This is a genomic window from Micromonospora chaiyaphumensis, assembly GCF_900091435.1.
GTDB classification, from domain to species: domain Bacteria; phylum Actinomycetota; class Actinomycetes; order Mycobacteriales; family Micromonosporaceae; genus Micromonospora; species Micromonospora chaiyaphumensis.
In genome coordinates, this window is sequence record NZ_FMCS01000001.1 from 1,211,328 (window position 1) to 1,229,461 (window position 18,134).

Annotated in this window: 11 protein-coding genes; 6 read left to right on the forward strand and 5 right to left on the reverse strand. The window is 72.8% G+C overall.

All coding sequences use genetic code 11. The features are described from left to right. Nucleotides 1-4: 4 nt before the first annotated feature. The gene (locus GA0070214_RS05640) at nt 5-1,102 is read right to left on the reverse strand and encodes a phosphatase PAP2 family protein (RefSeq protein ID WP_091259681.1); all 1,098 of its coding nucleotides are present in this window, start codon (nt 1,100-1,102) and stop codon (nt 5-7) included. 138 nt (nt 1,103-1,240) lie between these two features. Here GA0070214_RS05640 and GA0070214_RS05645 point away from each other — a divergent pair, with 138 nt between their 5' ends. Together GA0070214_RS05645 and GA0070214_RS05650 are read left to right on the forward strand one after the other, a co-directional pair. Then, a complete protein-coding gene (locus tag GA0070214_RS05645; RefSeq protein WP_091259683.1) occupies nt 1,241-1,645 on the forward strand; it encodes a thioesterase family protein in 405 nt (134 codons plus the stop codon). Continuing rightward, nucleotides 1,642-2,472, forward strand: a complete 831-nt coding sequence (locus GA0070214_RS05650; RefSeq protein ID WP_091259685.1) for an MBL fold metallo-hydrolase — start codon at nt 1,642-1,644, stop codon at nt 2,470-2,472. Before GA0070214_RS05645 ends, GA0070214_RS05650 begins: the two co-directional genes overlap by 4 nt. Before the next feature lie 56 nt (nt 2,473-2,528). Here GA0070214_RS05650 and GA0070214_RS05655 read toward each other — a convergent pair whose 3' ends face one another. Next, nucleotides 2,529-2,975 (reverse strand): MarR family winged helix-turn-helix transcriptional regulator, encoded by a 447-nt coding sequence (locus tag GA0070214_RS05655; RefSeq protein ID WP_091259687.1) that lies wholly within the window; start codon nt 2,973-2,975, stop codon nt 2,529-2,531. An 80-nt stretch (nt 2,976-3,055) separates the two neighbouring features. On the opposite strand from GA0070214_RS05655, the gene GA0070214_RS05660 reads away from it, so the two are divergent. Further along, the gene (locus GA0070214_RS05660; RefSeq protein ID WP_091259689.1) at nt 3,056-4,279 is read left to right on the forward strand and encodes a multidrug effflux MFS transporter; all 1,224 of its coding nucleotides are present in this window, start codon (nt 3,056-3,058) and stop codon (nt 4,277-4,279) included. A gap of 13 nt (nt 4,280-4,292) precedes the next feature. On the opposite strand, the gene GA0070214_RS05665 is transcribed toward GA0070214_RS05660, so the two are convergent. After that, nucleotides 4,293-5,222: a carbohydrate kinase family protein gene (locus GA0070214_RS05665; protein ID WP_091259691.1), complete on the reverse strand. Its 930-nt coding sequence runs from the start codon at nt 5,220-5,222 to the stop codon at nt 4,293-4,295. Nucleotides 5,223-5,556: 334 nt separating this feature from the next. Between GA0070214_RS05665 and GA0070214_RS05670 the strand changes: the two genes are divergently transcribed. Next, nucleotides 5,557-6,666, forward strand: a complete 1,110-nt coding sequence (locus GA0070214_RS05670) for a lytic polysaccharide monooxygenase auxiliary activity family 9 protein (RefSeq protein WP_091259693.1) — start codon at nt 5,557-5,559, stop codon at nt 6,664-6,666. Nucleotides 6,667-6,724: 58 nt separating this feature from the next. Here GA0070214_RS05670 and asnB read toward each other — a convergent pair whose 3' ends face one another. Next, nucleotides 6,725-8,686: an asparagine synthase (glutamine-hydrolyzing) gene (asnB, locus tag GA0070214_RS05675; protein WP_091259695.1), complete on the reverse strand. Its 1,962-nt coding sequence runs from the start codon at nt 8,684-8,686 to the stop codon at nt 6,725-6,727. A gap of 111 nt (nt 8,687-8,797) precedes the next feature. Here asnB and GA0070214_RS05680 point away from each other — a divergent pair, with 111 nt between their 5' ends. Next, entirely contained in the window at nt 8,798-10,276 is a 1,479-nt protein-coding gene (locus GA0070214_RS05680; RefSeq protein ID WP_091259697.1) for an aminopeptidase P family protein, read from the forward strand. Between the two features lie 336 nt (nt 10,277-10,612). After that, nucleotides 10,613-12,550 (forward strand): hypothetical protein, encoded by a 1,938-nt coding sequence (locus tag GA0070214_RS05685; protein ID WP_244167556.1) that lies wholly within the window; start codon nt 10,613-10,615, stop codon nt 12,548-12,550. Nucleotides 12,551-12,628: 78 nt separating this feature from the next. Here GA0070214_RS05685 and pulA read toward each other — a convergent pair whose 3' ends face one another. Continuing rightward, nucleotides 12,629-18,127 (reverse strand): pullulanase-type alpha-1,6-glucosidase, encoded by a 5,499-nt coding sequence (gene pulA, locus GA0070214_RS05690; protein ID WP_091259701.1) that lies wholly within the window; start codon nt 18,125-18,127, stop codon nt 12,629-12,631. Between the last annotated feature and the right edge of the window lie 7 nt (nt 18,128-18,134).

The window sequence follows — 18,134 nt, forward strand, 5'->3', positions numbered from 1 at the left end:
GGGGTCAGCGCTCGGCCGGCACCGTGGCCGGGTCGGTGGCAGGTGCCGGGTCGGCCGCAGGCGTGGCCGGAGCGGCGGGGGCGGGGTCGGCCGCCCGGGGCGGCACGTCGGCGGGCGCCGCCTCCCCGGCCGGGGCGAGCGCGGCGCGGCGCGCCCGGTGGGCCGCCCACCAGCGCTCGGCCAGCCCCACGACGAGGAAGGTCAGCCCCACGTACGCCCAGCCGACCAGCACGTCGATCAGATAGTGCTCGCCGCTGTAGATCAGCGTGAAGGTCATGGCCAGCGGGTACGCCAGCAGCAGCGGCCACCAGCGCTTCCGCGTCGCGCGCAGGAAGAACAGGACCACGAACAGGGCGAACGCGGTGTGCAGCGACGGCATGGCGGCCACCGGGTTGGAGGCGATCTGCCCGGCGTTGAGCAGGTTACCCGCGCCGTGCATGCCGATCTCCTTCCACCCGCGGGTGGAGATCCGGGCGACGTCGCCGATCAGCCCGTTCTGGGCGGCCCACCACGGCGGGGCGGCCGGGTAGAGGAAGTAGGTGGCCAGCCCGGCCGCGCAGAGGAAACCCCACCGCCGCATGTACGCGCCCCAGCGCGACCGGTCGCGCAGCCAGAGCACCGCGGCGGCGGCAAGCGTCGCCACGAAGTGCGAGAAGTAGATCCAGCTCACCAGCACGTCCCACCAGTGCACCTGGTCGGGCCGGTAGAGGTGCTGCTGGAGCCAGATGGTGGGCACCTCGCCGCCGGTGGCCCAGCCGGTCAGGAAGCGGTCGGCGACGACCAGCTCCATGGCGTGCGGCGTCGCGCCGTTGTCGGCGAACCCCCGGGACAGGTTGTACGCGGCCAGCAGCAGCACGACGGGGATCCAGTCCCGGGCGAAGCGCAGGTGGCTGCGCCACGGGCGGGACGAGTGCCAGGCGATGGTGCCCGCCCAGATCCAGAGGAACGCGTACGCCGGGTCGGTCGGCAGGCCGATGGCGAACCAGGCGGCCACGAAGGCGATCCCCCAGATGGTCATCGCCACCACGCGACGGCGCCCGCCGTCGGGGGACGCGGTCGGTCCGGCGGGGGCGGGGGGCGGGGGATCAGTCAGCACGGCCATCGCCGACAAGGTTAACGGCGCGCGACGGGACCGCCGACGCCGACCGCCGCGGCCGGGGCCGATCGCCCCCGCCGGAGGCCGCCGGTCGGGCGGTCCGGACGCCGCCCGGGCCCGGGGCCGCTGCACTAGGCTCGGCGCATGCAGGAGCAGCCGGAGCCGCCCTTCGCCCCGGGCCTGACCGCCCGGGTCGAGCTGACCGTCACCGACACGGACACCGCGCAGGCGGTGGGCTCGGGCGACGTGCCGGTGCTCGGCACGCCCCGGGTGCTCGCGCTGGCCGAGGCGGCAACGGTGGCCGCCACCGCGACCCGGCTGCCGTCCGGGTCGACGACCGTCGGCACCCGCGTCGAGCTGGAGCACCGCGCGGCCACCCCGGTCGGCCGGACCGTGGCCGCCCGGGCCGAGCTGGTCAAGGTCGACGGCCGGCGGCTGACCTTCGAGGTGGTCGTGACCGACGGCAACGAGGTCGTGGCCACCGGGCGGGTCGAGCGGGCGCTGGTCGACCGGCAGCGCTTCGTCGAGCGCGCCGTGCGGGCGTCATGACCGCCCGGTTCGTCGAAGTCGCCGACCGCGTGCACGTGCTGCGCGACCCGCTGCTGCACGTCAACGTGACGCTGGTGGTGGGCGACGGCGCGGCGCTGCTGGTGGACACCCTCTCCACCGCCGCCCAGGCCCGGGAGCTGGCCGGGGCGGCCCGGGCGGTCACCCCGCACCCGTGGACGATCGTCAACACCCACCACCACTTCGACCACTGCTTCGGCAACGCCACGCTGGCCGCCGACCCGCCCCGCCCGGTCTACGCGCACGCCCAGGCCGCGGCGGTGCTCCGGGACCACCCCGACGAGCTGCGCCGGGCCGCGTCGGACGAGATGCGCGCGGAGCAGCCGGAGCTGGCCGCCGAGCTGGCCCGGACCGAGCTGCTGGCCCCGACCCACCCGGTCCAGGGCGAGGCGGTGCTGGACATCGGCGGCCGGCGGGTGGTGCTGCACCACCCCGGGCACGGGCACACCGACGCCGACCTGGTGGTGCACGTGCCGGACGCGGACGTGCTGGTCGCCGGCGACCTGGTGGAGCAGAGCGGGCCGCCGGCCTTCGAGGAGTCGTACCCGGTGCAGTGGCCGGACGCGGTGGCCGCGCTGCTCCGCCTGACCACGCCGGCCACGGTGGTCGTGCCCGGGCACGGCGACCCGGTCGACGTGGCGTTCGTCCGGGCCCAGCACGCCGAGCTCGCCCGGCAGGCCTGGCTGATCCGGGCCGGTCACACCGGCAGCGCCCCGCCCGAGCGGGTGGCCGCCGAGTCGCCGTTCGGCGCCCGCCCGGGTCTCATCGCGGCCCGCCGCGGCTACGCCGAGCTCGACGGCGCCGCCTGACCGCCCGCGCGGTCAGGGGCCGGGCGCACAGGGCGGTCAGGGGCCGGCGCCCCCGGTCAGGGGCGGGCGCGCAGGGCGTCGAGCAGGGCGTCGAGGTGCGGGGCGGCGGCGAGGATCGCGTCGCGGGCCGGCGGGTCGAGGGTGGCCAGGGCCTCGGTGAGCAGGGCGCTGCGGTGGGCCGCGTGGTCGGCCATCCGGGTGCGGGCGGCGTCGGTGAGGGTGAGCCGCACCACCCGGCGGTCGTTCGGGTCGCGCTCGCGGGCCAGCAGCCCGGCGCCCGTGAGGTCGTGGACCAGGGTGCTGACCGTGTTGGGCGCGGTGCCGAGCCGCCGCGCCACCTCCTTGCCGCTGATCCCCGGCTCGGCGCGGACCAGGTGCAGCAGTTCCACCTGCGCCTCGGGCAGGGAATCCCGGTGGACCCGGGCGACGACCTTGCGGCGCAGCAGCCGGTGCAGCTCCCCCACGACGGCGCCGAACCGCGCGACGGCCTCTTCACTCGCCACGGAGTCACCTGCTTCACAGCGCAATAGTTCTGAGTCCAGAGCTAAGGTTACCCGGCGATCACCGATCTCAGGGGGACCTCGTGAGCCAGACCGTGCGGACCGCCGCGCGCCCGACCGCCCACCCGCCCGCCGCCGGCGGTGGTGGTGCGACGCTGCTGGTGCTGCTCGGCACGCTCACCGCGATCGGCCCGCTCTCGCTGGACATGTACCTCCCCGCGTTCCCGGCCATGACCCGCGATCTGGGTGCCGACCAGGCCGGCATCCAGCTCTCGCTGACCACCTGCCTCATCGGCCTCGCCGTCGGCCAGTTCGTCACCGGCCCGCTCAGCGACCGGTGGGGGCGGCGCCGCCCGGTGCTGGTCGGCGTGGTCGCGTACACCCTGCTCGCGCTCGCCTGCGCGGCGGCGCCGAGCGCGCCGATGCTGGCCGCCGCGCGGTTCGCCCAGGGCCTGGCCGGCGGCATGGGGGTGGTGGTCGCCCGGGCCGTGGTCCGCGACCTCTACTCCGGCCGGGCGGCCGCCAAGTACTTCTCCCGCCTCACCCTGGTCTTCGGCGTCGCGCCGGTGGCCGCGCCCAGCGTGGGCAGCCTCGTGCTGCGGTTCGGCGACTGGCGGGCGGTCTTCCTCACCCTGGCCGCCATCGGGCTGCTGCTGTCCGTCGCGGTCGCCCTGCGCCTGCCGGAGACACTGCCGGCGGAGCGCCGCAGCACCGGCGGCCTTGCCGCCACCGCCCGGACCATGCGGTCGCTGGTCGCCGACCGGGTCTACCTCGGGTACGCGCTGACCCAGGGCTTCGCCTTCGCCGGGCTGTTCGCGTACATCTCCGGGTCGTCGTTCGTGTTCCAGGACGTCTTCGGCGTCTCCGCGGCGGCGTTCAGCCTGCTCTTCGGGCTCAACGCGCTCGCTCTCGTGGCCACCGGGCAGGCCAACGCGCGGCTGCTCGACCGGTTCAGCCCGCGCCGGCTGCTGGCCACCGCGCTCGTGGTCGGCGTGGTGGCCGCGGCCGGCGTGCTCACCGGCGCGCTGGCCGGCAGCCTCGCCGTGGTCGCGGTGACGCTGTTCGCCTTCGTCGGCTCGCTGGGCATGGTGACGCCGAACAGCACCGCGCTGGCGCTGGACGCGCACGCCCGGCACGCCGGCACCGCCGCCGCGCTGATGGGCGCCGTCCAGTCGGTGATCGGCGCGCTGGCCGCGCCCCTGGTGGGTCTCGGCGGCGAGGGCAGCGCCGTGCCCATGGCGGTCGTGCTCGCGGGCGCCGCCGCCCTGTCCCTCACCGCCGTGCTCACCCTGGCCCGCCCGCGCTGACCCGGGCGGCCGGTCAGCGGAACCGCTCGGCCACCGCCTCCCGGGTCGGCATCGCGGTGGCCCCGCCGGGCGACTCGCAGACCAGGCCGGCCACCCGCAGGGCGAAGGCCACCCGGTCGCGCCAGCCGGCCGGGTCCACCGGCTCACCGGCGTGCAGCAGATCGGCGATCAGGGCGCCCATCACCGAGTCGCCCGCGCCGGTGGCGTCCACGGCGTCGACCTTCGGCGCGGGGACGCGTACCACGTCGTCGGCGGCGGCGACCAGCGCGCCGTCCGCGCCGAGGGTGACCACGACGGTCCCCGCGCCCAGTTCCCGCAGGTAGGCGGCGACGCCCTCGACCGGCTCCCGCGGGTAGAGGTGGCGCGCGTCGGCCGCGCTCAGCTTGACGAGGTGGGCGCTCGCGGCGAACTCGGCGACCAGCGCGCGCAGGCCGTCCAGCGCGCCGGGGCCGGTGAGCAGGCTCGGGCGCACGTTCGGGTCGAACACGCGCAGCGCGCCGGCCATCGCCCAGGCCCGGCGGGCGGCGGCCAGCACCGGCGGGTCGAGCAGCACGATCGAACCGCAGTAGAGCACCTGCGCGCCCTCGACCAGGGCCACGTCCAGGTCGTCGGCCGTGAGCAGCGCGTACGACCGGGGCTCGCCGTAGAAGCGGAAGTCCGGTTCCGCGCCCGCGAAGGTGGCGACCGCCAGCGCGGTCGGCGCCGGCACGGTGACCGCCCCGTCCAGCCCCACGCCCGCGGTGCCCAGGAAGCCGCGGATGCGCGTGGCCAGCGCGTCGTCGCCGAGCGACCCGACGAACTGGACGTCGCCGCCGAGCCGGGCCACCGCCACGGCCACGTTCAGCGGCCCGCCGCCGATCGCCTGCCGGTAGACGGGTTCCCCGTCGTGCTCGGCGTCGAGCAGGTCGACCAGTGCCTCGCCGAGCACCACCGCGTACCCCATCAGGGCTCCTTCCGTCCGTCGTACCCCCGATCCTGGCGCATGGCGGGGGCCCGGCGCGACGAGACGCCCGCATCGACGGGCGGCTATTGCGCGGGATGCCCGGACGTGATGGGATTGCGCGTGCCGGGAGGGCGCGGGGGCTGCCGCGCCACCGGCCGCCGGGTCGAGCCGACGCGAGGGCACTCACCGGTCCGTGGCACGGACCGCAGGCGGTGCGCGTCCCCCGACGGCCCCGGCCGCACTCCGACCGCCGGGCGTGGCACCGCGATCGTCGCATCCGCTCGTCGCAGCGGGGCGGGCCGGTGCGGTCGCGCCCCGCGAGTCAGGAGATCCCGTGCACCGATCCCGTACGGCCGCGCTGCTCACCGCGGCCGCCACCCTGGCCCTGGGCGCGTTCGCCCTGGTCACCGGCCCCGACCCGGCCGCCGCGCACGGCGCGGCGATGACACCGGGCGCCCGGACCTACCTGTGCTGGAAGGACGGTCTCACCGCGACCGGGGAGATCCGGCCGAACAACCCCGCCTGCTCGGCGGCGGTCGCCCAGAGCGGCGCCAACTCGCTCTACAACTGGTTCAGCGTGCTGCGCTCCGACGCGGGCGGCCGGACCGTCGGGTTCATCCCCGACGGCAAGCTGTGCAGCGGCGGCAACCCGAACTTCGGCGGCTACGACCTGGCCCGCACCGACTGGCCGGTCACCCACCTGACCGCCGGGCGGTCGATGGAGTTCCGCTACAGCAACTGGGCCCACCACCCGGGCACCTTCTACTTCTACGTGACCAAGGACAGCTGGAGCCCGACCCGGCCGCTGGCCTGGAGCGACCTGGAGGAGCAGCCGTTCCTCCAGGTGACCAACCCGCCGCAGCGGGGGTCGGTGGGCACCAACGACGGGCACTACTACTTCACCGGTTCGCTGCCGGCCAACAAGAGCGGCCGGCACATCATCTACTCCCGCTGGGTCCGCTCGGACAGCCAGGAGAACTTCTTCGGCTGCTCGGACGTCACCTTCGACGGCGGCAACGGTGAGGTGACCGGGATCGGCTCGGGCGGCACGCCCTCGCCGAACCCCACCACGCCGACGCCGGGCCCGACCAGCCCGACCCCCACCCCGACCTCACCGACGCCGACCCCGACCATGCCGTCGGGCGCCTGCATGGCGGTCTACAAGGTGGTCAGCGCCTGGCAGGGCGGTTTCCAGGGCGAGGTCATGATCATGAACCACAGCACCCGGACGTACGCCGGCTGGACCGCGAACTGGACCTGGCCGAGCGGCCAGAGCATCACCCAGCTGTGGAACGGCACGGTGAGCAGCAGCGGGGCGGCGGTGACGGTCACCAACGCCGCCTACAACGGGAGCGTTCCACCGGAGGGCACCACCACGTTCGGCTTCACGGCGAACTTCTCCGGCACCAACACCCTGCCCACGGTCACCTGCACCGGCCGGTGACGCCGCACTGAGAAGGGCCCCCGGGGCGTACCCGGGGGCCCTTTCCGCGCCTTCCGCGTCAGCGGACCATGCTGCCGACCACCGGCTTGGTGAGCAGGGCGGACTGGTTGCGCTGGATGCCCGGGTCGAGGGTCTTCGCCACGAAGATGGCGTGCCAGATGCAGAAGATCAGCACGGTCCACACCTTGCGGGAGTGGTCCGCCTCCTCCCGCTTGTGCTCCTCCAGCAGCCGCATCGCGTACGACAGGTCGATGAGGTCGCCCGCGCCGGAGGTGGCCAGCACGTGCCGGGCCCACTCGTACATCTCGCCGCGCAGCCAGACCCGGGTCGGGGTCGGGAAGCCCAGCTTCTTGCGGTTGACGATGGCCGGCGGCACCACACCCTGCAACGCCTGGCGCATCGCGTACTTGGTGGCCTCGGAGCGCGGCGGCAGCTTCAGGTCGACCGGGATGCCCGCCGCCACGTTGAACACCTCGCGGTCGAGGAAGGGCACCCGGACCTCCAGCGAGTGCGCCATCGAGATCCGGTCGGCCTTGACCAGGATGTCGCCGCGCAGCCAGGTGTAGAGGTCGACGTACTGCATCTTGGTGACGTCGTCCAGCTCGGTGGCCTCGGCGTAGATGGGGGCCGTGACGTCGGTGTAGCGCACCGAGGGGTCGTAGCGGCGCAGCAGGTGCTGCTTCTCCTCCTCGGTGAACATCCGGGCGTTGCCGTAGTAGCGCTCCTCGATGGGGGTGGTGCCGCGCTCCAGGAAGCTCTTGCCCTTCACGCCCTGCGGGATGGCCTTGGAGACCGCCCGAAGGCCCTTCTGCACCCCGCCCGGCAGGCTGTTGACCGCGTTGAGGGACAGCGGCTCCCGGTAGATCGTGTAGCCGCCGAAGAACTCGTCGGCGCCCTCGCCGGAGAGCACCACCGTGACGTGCTCGGCGGCCTTCTTCGCCACGAAGTAGAGCGGCACCAGCGCGGGGTCGGCCACCGGGTCGTCCAGGTGCCAGACGATCTTCGGCAGCGCCTCGATCATGTCCTGCGGCCCGATCTTGGTCGGGATCGTGGTCACGTCGAGGTGCCGGGCCGAGTCCTGGGCCACGTCGATCTCGGAGTAGCCCGGCACGTCGTAGCCGACGGTGAAGGTCAGGATGTTCGGGTTGAACTCGCGGGCCAGGGCCACCACGGCGGTCGAGTCGATGCCGCTGGAGAGGAACGAGCCCACCGGCACGTCCGAGCGCATGTGCATCCGGACGCTCTCCCGCAGCGTCTCCCGGATCTCGTGGTAGAGCTTCTGCTCGTCGGAGACCGGGGCGGGCCGGAACACCGGCCGGTACCAGCGACGCACCTCGATCCGGCCGCCCGGCGTCCAGGTCAGGTACTCCCCCGACCCGATCCGGCTGATCCCCCGGTGCAGCGTGCCCGGCTCCGGCACGTACTGGAGGGTCAGGTAGTGGCTCAGGTTGGCGGCGTCGATCCCCGCGTCGCCCTGGTAGGCCGAGTGCGCGAAGGGCAGCAGCGCCTTCTTCTCGGAGGCGAGGTAGAGCCCGTCCTGGGTCTCCAGGTAGTGCAGCGGCTTGATGCCGAAGTAGTCCCGCGCGCCGAAGGCCCGCCGCTCCTGCCGGTCCCAGATCACGAAGGCGAACATGCCGCGCAGCTTGGTGAGCACCTGCTCACCCCAGTAGTGGTAGCCGGCGACGATCACCTCGCCGTCGCCGTTGGTGGCGAACTGGGCGCCGTAGTCGCGGATCAGCTCGTCGCGCAGCTCGATGTAGTTGTAGATCTCGCCGTTGAAGGTGAGCAGGTAGCGGCCGCCCGCGTAGGGCAGCGGCTCGTGGCTGAGCGCCACGTCGATGATCGCCAGCCGCTTGTGCGCGAACACCCCGTCCGCGTACCGGCCGGAGGCATCGCCGACCACCTCGACCCCGGTCTCGTCGGGGCCGCGGTGGTGCAGGCACTCCAGTGCTCCGGCGATGTGGTCGCGGTGAGCGGCGGCGTCACCGCGCGCGCTGAAGAAGGCCAGGAGTCCGCACATGGTCATCATCTTCCCACGCGCCGGAAGCCGCCGTCGCGGCACCGCAGGCACTCCCCGCTCTCCCGCGCGCGGTACCGTCTCCGTCAGCGACGAGGCGCAAGGAGGCGGATCATGGCCGAGGAGCGGGCACAGCAGCAGGGCAAGCCGGCGGACGGCACCGAATCGCACGACCCGGACTTCCCGGAGGCGTTCCTGGCCTTCATGCGGCAGGGCTGGCGGGACACGGAGCTGCCGGTCGGTCCCCGGCCGGAGGTGCCCAACCACGCCAAGCGGCGGGCCGCGCTGGCCGAGGCCTTCCCGGGAGAGACGCTGGTCATCCCGACCGGCACCGAGAAGGTACGCGCCAACGACACCGACCACCGGTTCCGGCCGGGCAGCGACTTCGCGTACCTGACCGGCGACCTGGAACCGGACAGCGTGCTCGTGCTCCGGCCGGGCGGCGAGGCCACCCTGTTCATGCGGCCCCGGTCGTCACGGGCGACCGACGAGTTCTTCCGCAGCCGGCACGGCGAGCTGTGGGTGGGCCGGCGGCCGACGCTGAAGGAGAAGTCGACCGAGCTGGGCCTGCCCACCGCCGACCTGACCGAGCTGGACGCGGCGCTGGCCGAGCTGGCGCCGGGGCGCACGCGGGTGCTGCGCGGCTTCGACGCCCGGGTGGACGCCGCGATCCGGCCCTACGACGGCGCCCGCGCCGAGGGGCAGCCGGGCCGCGACCGCGAGCTGGCCATCGCGATCTCCGAGCTGAAGCTGGTCAAGGACGAGTGGGAGATCGCCCAGCTCCAGGAGGCGTGCGACGCCACCGTCCGCGGCTTCGAGGACGTGGCCCGGGCGCTCCCGGCCGACCGCGGGGTCTCCGAGCGGCTGCTGGAGGGCGTCTTCGCGCTGCGCGCCCGGCACGACGGCAACGACGTCGGCTACGGCTCGATCGTCGGCGCCGGCGAGCACGCCACGATCCTGCACTGGGTGCACAACCACGGCGCCACCCGCCCGGGCGAGCTGCTGCTCATGGACATGGGCGTGGAGAACCGCAACCTCTACACCGCCGACGTCACCCGGGTACTCCCGGTCGACGGCCGGTTCACCCCGCTCCAGCGCCAGGTCTACGACGCCGTCTACGCCGCCCAGCAGGCCGGCATCGACGTCATCAAGCCGGGCGTGGCGTTCCGCGAGGTCCACCTGACCGCCATGCGGGTGCTCGCCGAGGCGCTGAAGGACCTCGGCCTGCTGCCGGTGAGCGTCGACGAGGCGATGGACCCGGCGTCGACGGTCTACCGCCGCTGGACGCTGCACGGCACCAGCCACATGCTCGGCCTCGACGTGCACGACTGCGCCAACGCCCGCAAGGAGACCTACCGGGACGGGCCGCTCGGCGAGGGCTACGTGCTCACCGTCGAGCCCGGGCTCTACTTCCAGCCGGAGGACGAACTGGTCCCCGAGGAGCTGCGCGGCATCGGCGTGCGCATCGAGGACGACATCCTGGTCACCGCCGACGGCCCGGTGAACCTGTCGGCCGGCCTGCCGCGCCGCTCCGACGAGGTGGAGACCTGGCTGGCCGAGCAGCGTGAGGCCGGTCCCCGCCTGCCCGGCTGACCGACAGGCACGACCACCGGCGGGCCCGCCGCCGGCGTCTGCGAGGTTCCTCGCGGTAACGACGCCGGTGCCGGGCCCGTCGTCGTTTGCGGCGCTCGCGCCCGCTTGGTGGCCTGCGGCCCCGGCTGGGCCGTCGGGCCGAACGTGAGTCAAATGCGCGATTTCTTTAGATCCGTCCGCGTCGCGAGGATCCTTCTCATACGGTGGCGATCAGAGGCTGCAAACCGATTTGTAGCTGGTCGCTCGACCTGGGGCGGTGCGACCCCTTTAGGTAGACCGAAAGGGCGGAAGGCTCTGATGTCCAACGACGTAACGAAAAGCGACGGCGGGGGCCCGATGACCCCGTCGGGAGGCAGGCGGCGGGCCCTCCTGGTCGCCACCGGCGTGGCCGGGCTGACCGGCGTCGTCGGGCTGGCGGCCCTCGGTGGCCTCGCGGCCCGGGACAACGACAAGTCCGGCGCGCCGGAACGGGTGGCCGAGAACCGCGTGGCCGCGCCGCAGAAGGCCTCCGACGGCGACAAGGGCGCCCGTGAGGACGAGAAGAACAAGGACAAGGACAAGGACGCCCGGGACCGTGGTGAGTGGGACGCGGACGGCGCGGACCACGGGAAGGTCCGGGAGGTGCCGTGTGACGACGACGAGCTGGTCGAGGCGCTCGATCTGGCGAACCGGGATCACGGCGGCACGCTGAAGCTGGCCGAGAACTGCACCTACGAGCTGGACCGCAAGGACCGCAAGTTCGGCGCGGCCCTGCCCGAGATCAAGCAGGACATCACGATCAAGGGCAACGGCTCGACGATCAAGCGGGACTCCGAGGACACCTTCCGGATCTTCCGGGTCGTCGACGGCGGTGAGCTGACCCTGAAGGACCTCACGGTCAAGGGCGGCAACGCCACCGCCTTCAAGTACGGCGGCGGAGGCGGACCGAGCAACGGCGGACCGAGCAGCGGCGGACCGAGCAACGGCGGGCCGAGCAGCGGCGGGCCGGGCAACGGCGCCCCGGGTGGCCCGGGCAACGGCGCGCCGATGGCGCCCGCCGCCCAGACCGCGCCGGCCGCTCCGGCCGCCCCGGCGGCCGTCATGGGCGCCCAGACCGCCACCGCGGTGCAGGCCGCGCCGGTCGCCCAGGGCGCTCCGGTGGCTCAGGGTGCGCCGGTCGCCCAGGACTCCGGTCCGCAGGGTTCGGGGTCGTGGGACGACGGCAAGGACAAGGACAAGGACAAGGACAAGCGGGGCGAGGGTGACGGTGGCGCCGTGCTGGTCGAGCGGGGCGGCAGCGCCAACCTGATCAAGGTGAAGCTGACCGACAACAACGCCGAGGAGAACGGCGGCGCCATCGCCAACTTCGGCCGGGTCCGCCTCGAGGACAGCAAGGTCACCAACAACCACGCCCGCGAGGACGGCGGCGGCATCTTCAACGAGGGCGTGCTCAAGGTCAAGGACTCCCACGTCGACGACAACACCGCCGGCGGCAACGGCGGCGGCATCGCCAACGGTAAGGGCGACAACACCAAGCACGACCAGTACGGCCCGAACAGCATCGAGAACCCCTACGACAAGAACAAGGACGAGCACGACGAGGGCACCGTCGAAATCGTCGGCTCCGACCACGGCAAGGACGCCGTCAAGAGCACCCTGTCGGACAACCGCGCCGGCAAGAACGGCGGCGGCCTGTTCAGCTCCGGCGGCTTCGTCACCATCAGCTTCACCGCCATCACCGGCAACACCGCCTGCGAGAACGGCGGCGGCATCTACGCCGAGAACACCGTTCTCAAGCTCGACCACGTCCTCGTCGCCAAGAACCACGCCGACGGCAACGGCGGCGGCATCGTCAACACCGGCGGCAAGCACTGGGGCTACGCCAACGACAAGGAAGACGCCACCGCCACCATCTCCGACAGCACCATCGTCGAGAACACCGCCAACCGCTTCGGCGGCGGCATCTTCAACGGCGAATGGCTCGTCAAGGTCGAAGACGGCTTCACCGAGCGCAACGACAGGGACAAGGACGACAACGCCACCCTCACCCTGCGCGACACCGAAATCAAGAAGAACACCGCCCTCAACGGCGGCGGCATCTTCAACAACAAGGGCAAGGTCACCCTGACCAAGACCCACGTCACCAAGAACACCGCCACCGACACCGCCAAGCTCCACCGCGTCGCCGGCGGCGTCCTCAACAACGAGGGCAAGGTCAAGCTCGACGACAAGTCCACCATCACCAACAACGACCCCACCAACTGCGCCAACACCGTCGAAGACTGCTTCAACTGAGCAGCGGTCGACGTACGGCTCGACGCAAAGGTCCGGCCCCCTGCCACTTCGTGGCAGGGGGCCGGACCGCGTTCGGAGTCAGCTCTGGACGAAGACCGCCACGCTGCGCGCCGGAACGGTGAACGTGCCGCCGGCCCGGTCGAAGGACGCCGTCCGGAGCACCGGGTCGGCGGAGTTCCGCAGCACCGGGTGCAGCGCCACGTTCGCCCCGCGCAGGCCGGTGACGGTCTGCGTCGCCGTCTCCGGGGTGGCGTTGAAGACCACGGTGACCGACTTCCACGTCCCGCCCAGCCCGCGGGCGTCGAGGGTCATGGTGATCACGCCCGGGGTCTCCCGGTCGCCGGAGAGCGGGAAGGTGACCCGCTTCTGCACCTGGTCGGCGGTGGTCAGCCCGAACACCGGCGAGGACCGCCGGATGGTCAGCAGTTCCGCGTACCGGGCGTCGGCCAGGTCGACGGCGGCGCAGTCCGGCACCAGCTTCGGGTCGGCCAGCAGCGGCTTCGCGTACGGCCACTTGTCCTTGTTGTCCTGCTCGGGTGGCAGGCCGGCGCCGAAGCCGTTGCCCTGGGCGCAGTCCCACCGGATCTGGTTGAACCAGTCACCGGAGTTGAACGAGTTGCGGTCCAGCGACTTGGAGCGCAGCCGCTCCGAGCCGGCCGTCACGAACCCGGTCCCCTGCCCCATCACCACCGTGCTCAGGGCGAGCACCTGCATCCGGGCCCGGTCCTGCGCCGAGGTCCCCTGCGGCAGCTTGTACGCCAGCGCGTCGTACAGGATCTCGTTGTCGTGCGCGTCGACGTAGGTGACCGCCTCGCCGGGCGCCGCGGTGTAACCGGCCGGCGAGCCTTTGTAGTCGACCTGCGCGCCGGTGACCGGCCGGCCGGACGAGTCGGTGAACCGGTAGCCGCGCAGGTTGCCGGTCAGCCCGACCTTGATGAGGTCCTGCTGGTGCAGCAGCCGCGCCTTCTGCTCGGCGGCCGAACCGTTGACGTCGTCCCCGTTGGGGTCGGTGAGGAGCCCGGACGCGAAGCCCTGGATTCTCGGGTTGCCGTCGAACGGGCCGCCGCCGCGCACCGCGTCGCGGAGCCGGTCGTTGAAGGTGCCGATCCCGGTGCCGGCCATGTTGGCCTGGGTGGCCTGCACGAACCGGGCGTCGTTGGCGACCTCGCCGAAGTTCCAGCCCTCGCCGTAGAGCAGGATCCTCTTCCCGTCCACGCCGTCGCGGGCCGGGGTCAGCTTGTCCAGGGCGGCGCGGACGGCCAGGATGTTCGCCTTCGGGTGGTGACCCATGAGGTCGAACCGGAAGCCGTCCACCTTGTACGCCTTCGCCCAGGTGACCAGGGAGTCCACCACGAGCTTGCCCATCATGGCGTGCTCCGGGGCGGTGTTGGCGCAGCAGGTCGAGTTGGCGACGGTGCCGTCCTCCAGCAGCCGCTGGTAGTAGCCGGGCACGACCTGGTCGAGCACCGACTTCGGGTCGGTGCCGGCGGCCGAGGTGTGGTTGTAGACGACGTCCATCACCACGCGCAGGCCGGCCTGGTTGACCCCGGCGACCATCTGCCGGAACTCGGTGGTCCGCTTCGCCCCGGCCGGGTCGACGGCGTAGCCGCCCTCCGGCACGGTGTAGTGCAGCGGGTCGTACCCCCAGTTGTAGCCGTCCTTGTCGGCCACCGCCGCGATGCACTTCTGCTGCTCGTCGGAGTCCGGTGGCAGCGCCGCCAGGTCGCAGGCCGGCTGGGCCTGGTCGGCCCGCTTCTCGGGGATGGTGGCGAAGTCGAACGCCGGCAGCAGGTGCAGGTAGTTGACCCCGGCGTCGCCGAGCGCCTTCAGGTGCTTCATCCCGGCCGTGCCCGGATCGGTGAAGGCGAGGTAGGTGCCCCGCCGCTCGGCCGGCACGGTGCTGTCGGCGATGGAGAAGTCGCGCACCGACAGCTCCTGGATCTGCGCCTTGGCCGAGGGCACGGCCGCCGGCTTGCGCAGGTTCGCCCAACCGGCCGGGGCCAGCGCCGGGTCGGCCAGGTCGACGATCTGGCTGTGCGTCGAGTCCGGCGCGAGGGCCACCGAGTACGGGTCGGTCACGGCGGCGGTGACGACCTTCTGCGCCGCCGGCTGCCAGGCCTCGACCTGGTACCGGTAGTACTTCCCGGTCCAGCCCTTCGTGCCGCGCACCGACCAGACGCCGGTGGTGTCGTCGCGGCTCATCGACACGGTCGCCGGCTCGGCCGTCGGCGCGTCGAAGAGCTGGAGCGACACCTTCCGCGCGGTCGGCGCCCACACGGCCAGGGTCGGCACCCGGCCGGCGAACGTGGGGCCGAGCTTCGCGCCGGTCGCGGCCCGGTAGACGTCGTCGAGCACGCCGGGGATCTGCACCCCGGTGGCGCCGAGCAGGTGACCCTCGGCGTCCCGTTCGGTCACCACGAGCTGGCCGCGCAGCGCCGCGGGGACCTTGGCCAGGTCGGCGCGGTCCAGCGTGAAGGCGCGATAGGCCCAGAGCTGGGGGTACGCCTGCCGCTGCGCCTCGGTCAGCCCGTTGCGCGCCGCCCGCAGCGGCAGTGTGGTGTACGTCCCGGTCAGCTCACCGTCGGCGACGGCGAGCCCGCCGGTCGGGGCGGCCACCAGGGCGTACCGCTTGCCGTCGGTCGGCCCGGTCTGCCAGGCCACGGTGGACCGGTCGATCCACTGCGCCTTCTGCTTGGTGATGTCGAGGTCCTTCGCCACGCCGGACGAGGTGGGCGGCAGCAGCCGGCCCTTGACCCCGGCGAGCAGCCAGATCTCGTGCCCGGCGGCCGCGAAGTCGAGCCGCTGGTCGTCGGGCTGGTCCTTCTCGTCGCCCTTGTGCACGATGTAGTTCAGCCCGGTGGCGCCGGCCGCGAGCGGCACCCGGAAGACGGCGCCGTACGCGTCGATCTTCTCCGGCTTCAGCGGGTTGCCCCAGTCGGTCGGGTTGGCGGCGCCGTCCCACAGGTGCAGGCCCCAGCCGTCGTAGTTCCCGTCGGCCTTGCGCCAGTGGATGATCGCGGTGTTCTGGTCGACCGGCGGGTCGGGCTCGCCGGTGGCGGCCTGCCGGGTCGGGTAGAGGGTCGGGTCGCCCTGCTTGACCCACACCTCGCCGGTCTGCGTCACGTCGATGGTGCGGTCGTTCGCGACGTCCTTGTTACCGTCCTTGTCGACCACGTGGAACCCGACCGACTTCGCGCCGGGCTTCAGCTTGACCCAGGCGAACCGGCCGTAGGAGTCCTCACCCGCGAACGGCTGCCCCTTGGGCCACTCCGTCTGGTAGGCGGGGTCGATGTCGCCCCAGGTGTAGAGGCCCCAGTCGGCGTACCCCCCGGCGGGGCGCTGGTAGTGCACGACCGCCCAGTCCCGTGACCCGCTCTGCGCCGGGGTGCCGACCACGCCGGTGGTGCGGGCGGCGGCCACCCGGCCCCTGCCGTCGCGGACCACCGCCTTGTACTCGACCTTCGTCCCGCCGGCCAGACCGGTCAGGTCGTGGTGGACGGTGTACGGCGCCCGGTGCGCGCTGCCCAGCAGCGTCCACTTGCCGCCGGGGACCCGGGCTGCGAAGGTGACGGTGGCCAGGGGGTCGCCGGTGACCTGGGCGGTGACGGCGGACTTGGTGGCCACCGGTGCGTCGCCCGGCTCGGTGAGGGTGATCTTCGGGGCCGCGCCGGCCTGCGGGATCGCCCGGTCGGCCCTGAGCACGACGGCCGACATGGCCGGCACGGTCACGCCGAGCTTGCCGTCGGCGCCGGCGGTCGCGGTGGCGGCACCGCCGTAGACGCCCGTGAAGGTGGCGCCGGCCGACCAGGTGTCCACGCTGACAGTCTGCGCCGTGCCGGCGTTGTTCACCGCGACGACGTACTCGGTGCGGTCCTTCGGCAGGACGCGGGAGAAGGCGAAGACGCCCGGCCCGTCCGCCGCGTACCGGGTGACCTGGATGCCGTCCCGCAGCGCGGGGTGGTCCTGCCGCAGCTTGCCCAGCTCCGCGATGGTCCGGTAGAGCGGGTGGGTGGTGTCGTACTGGTCGCTGGCGTGGGTGCGGGTGGTGCCGATGAGGTCGTCGTCGAGGTAGTCGGCCGTCCGGCTGGCGAACATGTCCTGCCGGGCGTCCTTGTCCCCGCCCGGGCCGGTGAAGCCCTGCTCGTCGCCGGAGTAGACGACCGGCTGGCCGCGGGTGAGGAACATCAGCTGGTGGGCGAGCTGGTCGCGCCGGAGCCGGCTGGCGTCGTCACCTCCGGCGGAGGCGATGAACGAGCCGATCCGGCCCATGTCGTGGTTGCCGAGGAAGGTGGTCAGCCGGTTGGCGTCGGTGTCCCGCGCGGCGTAGAGGTCGTCCTTGGCGTACACGTCCGCCAGCGCCTTGGCCGAGCCGTCGGCTGCGGTGTAGCCCCGCGCGGCCTCCTGGAAGGAGAAGTCGATGGTGGCCGGCAGGCCGCCCTGCCGCACGTAGGTCGACTCGATCTCCTGGTCGGCGCTGTAGACCTCGCCGAACATGAAGAATTCCGGCTTGCCGGCCTTGGCGGCGGCGGCGTCGATACCGCGAACGAACTGGGGCCAGAAGTCGAGGTTGGCGTGCTTGACCGTGTCGAGGCGGAAGCCGTCGACGCCGGCCCTGCCGATCCACTGCGCGTAGATGTCGGTCATGCCACGGACGACCTCGGGACGCTCGGTCCACAGGTCGTCGAGGCGGGAGAAGTCGCCGTACTCGCTGTTCTCACCGGCGAAGGTGGAGTCGCCCCGGTTGTGGTACATGGTCGGGTCGTTCAGCCAGGAGGGCACCTTGACCGTGGCGTCGGCCGCGCTGGCGAAGGTCGGGGTGTACGGGAACGACTCCTTGTTCACCTGCGGGAACGCCCGGGTGCCGTCGGCGTAGTTGCGGTCCTCGAAGGCCCGCCCCTGCGCGTCGGTGTAGGGGGTCGTCTTCTTGTCGACGTAGCCGTACTTGTCCTCGGCGTAGCGGATGACGTCCGCGGTGTGGTTGACGATGATGTCCAGGTAGACCTTGATGCCCCGCTGGTGGGCGAGGCCGACCAGCTTCGTCAGCTCCGCGTTGGTGCCGAAGTGCGGGTCGACCTGGGTGAAGTCGGTGATCCAGTAGCCGTGGTAACCGGCGGAGACGTCCGCGCCGGTGCCCTGCACGGGCCGGTTCTTGAAGATCGGGGCGAGCCAGATGGCCGTGGTGCCGAGGCCCTGGATGTAGTCCATCTTGTCGATGACCCCCTTGAGGTCACCGCCGTGGTAGAAGCCCTTGTCCGCGGGGTCGAGGCCGGTGCTGAGCCGGTCGCCGGCCAGCCCGCCGGTGTCGTTGCGCTTGTCGCCGTTGGCGAAGCGGTCCGGCAGGACGAAGTAGAACTGCTCGGCCTTCGCGCCGTTGTCGCCGGCCTTGAGCAGCGCCTCGGCGGACGGTTCCCGGCTCCACTGCGGGGCGCCCGCGGCGGCCAGCACGTCCGGGGCGGCCGGCCGGTCACTGCCGTCGGTACCCAACTGGTGGAGGGCCACCGGCACGCCGACGAGGGTGAGCACGAGGGAGGAGGCCAGGGCGGCGAGGACCTTGCGGGATATCGGCGGGGGTTTCATCGACGGC

Coding starts and splice junctions, on each gene's coding strand:
- GA0070214_RS05640 (WP_091259681.1), bottom strand. CDS start 1,102: ATGGCCGTGCTGACTGATCCCCCGCCCCCCGCCCCCGCCGGACCGACC.
- GA0070214_RS05645 (WP_091259683.1), top strand. CDS start 1,241: ATGCAGGAGCAGCCGGAGCCGCCCTTCGCCCCGGGCCTGACCGCCCGG.
- GA0070214_RS05650 (WP_091259685.1), top strand. CDS start 1,642: ATGACCGCCCGGTTCGTCGAAGTCGCCGACCGCGTGCACGTGCTGCGC.
- GA0070214_RS05665 (WP_091259691.1), bottom strand. CDS start 5,222: ATGGGGTACGCGGTGGTGCTCGGCGAGGCACTGGTCGACCTGCTCGAC.
- asnB (WP_091259695.1), bottom strand. CDS start 8,686: ATGTGCGGACTCCTGGCCTTCTTCAGCGCGCGCGGTGACGCCGCCGCT.
- GA0070214_RS05680 (WP_091259697.1), top strand. CDS start 8,798: ATGGCCGAGGAGCGGGCACAGCAGCAGGGCAAGCCGGCGGACGGCACC.
- GA0070214_RS05685 (WP_244167556.1), top strand. CDS start 10,613: ATGACCCCGTCGGGAGGCAGGCGGCGGGCCCTCCTGGTCGCCACCGGC.
- pulA (WP_091259701.1), bottom strand. CDS start 18,127: ATGAAACCCCCGCCGATATCCCGCAAGGTCCTCGCCGCCCTGGCCTCC.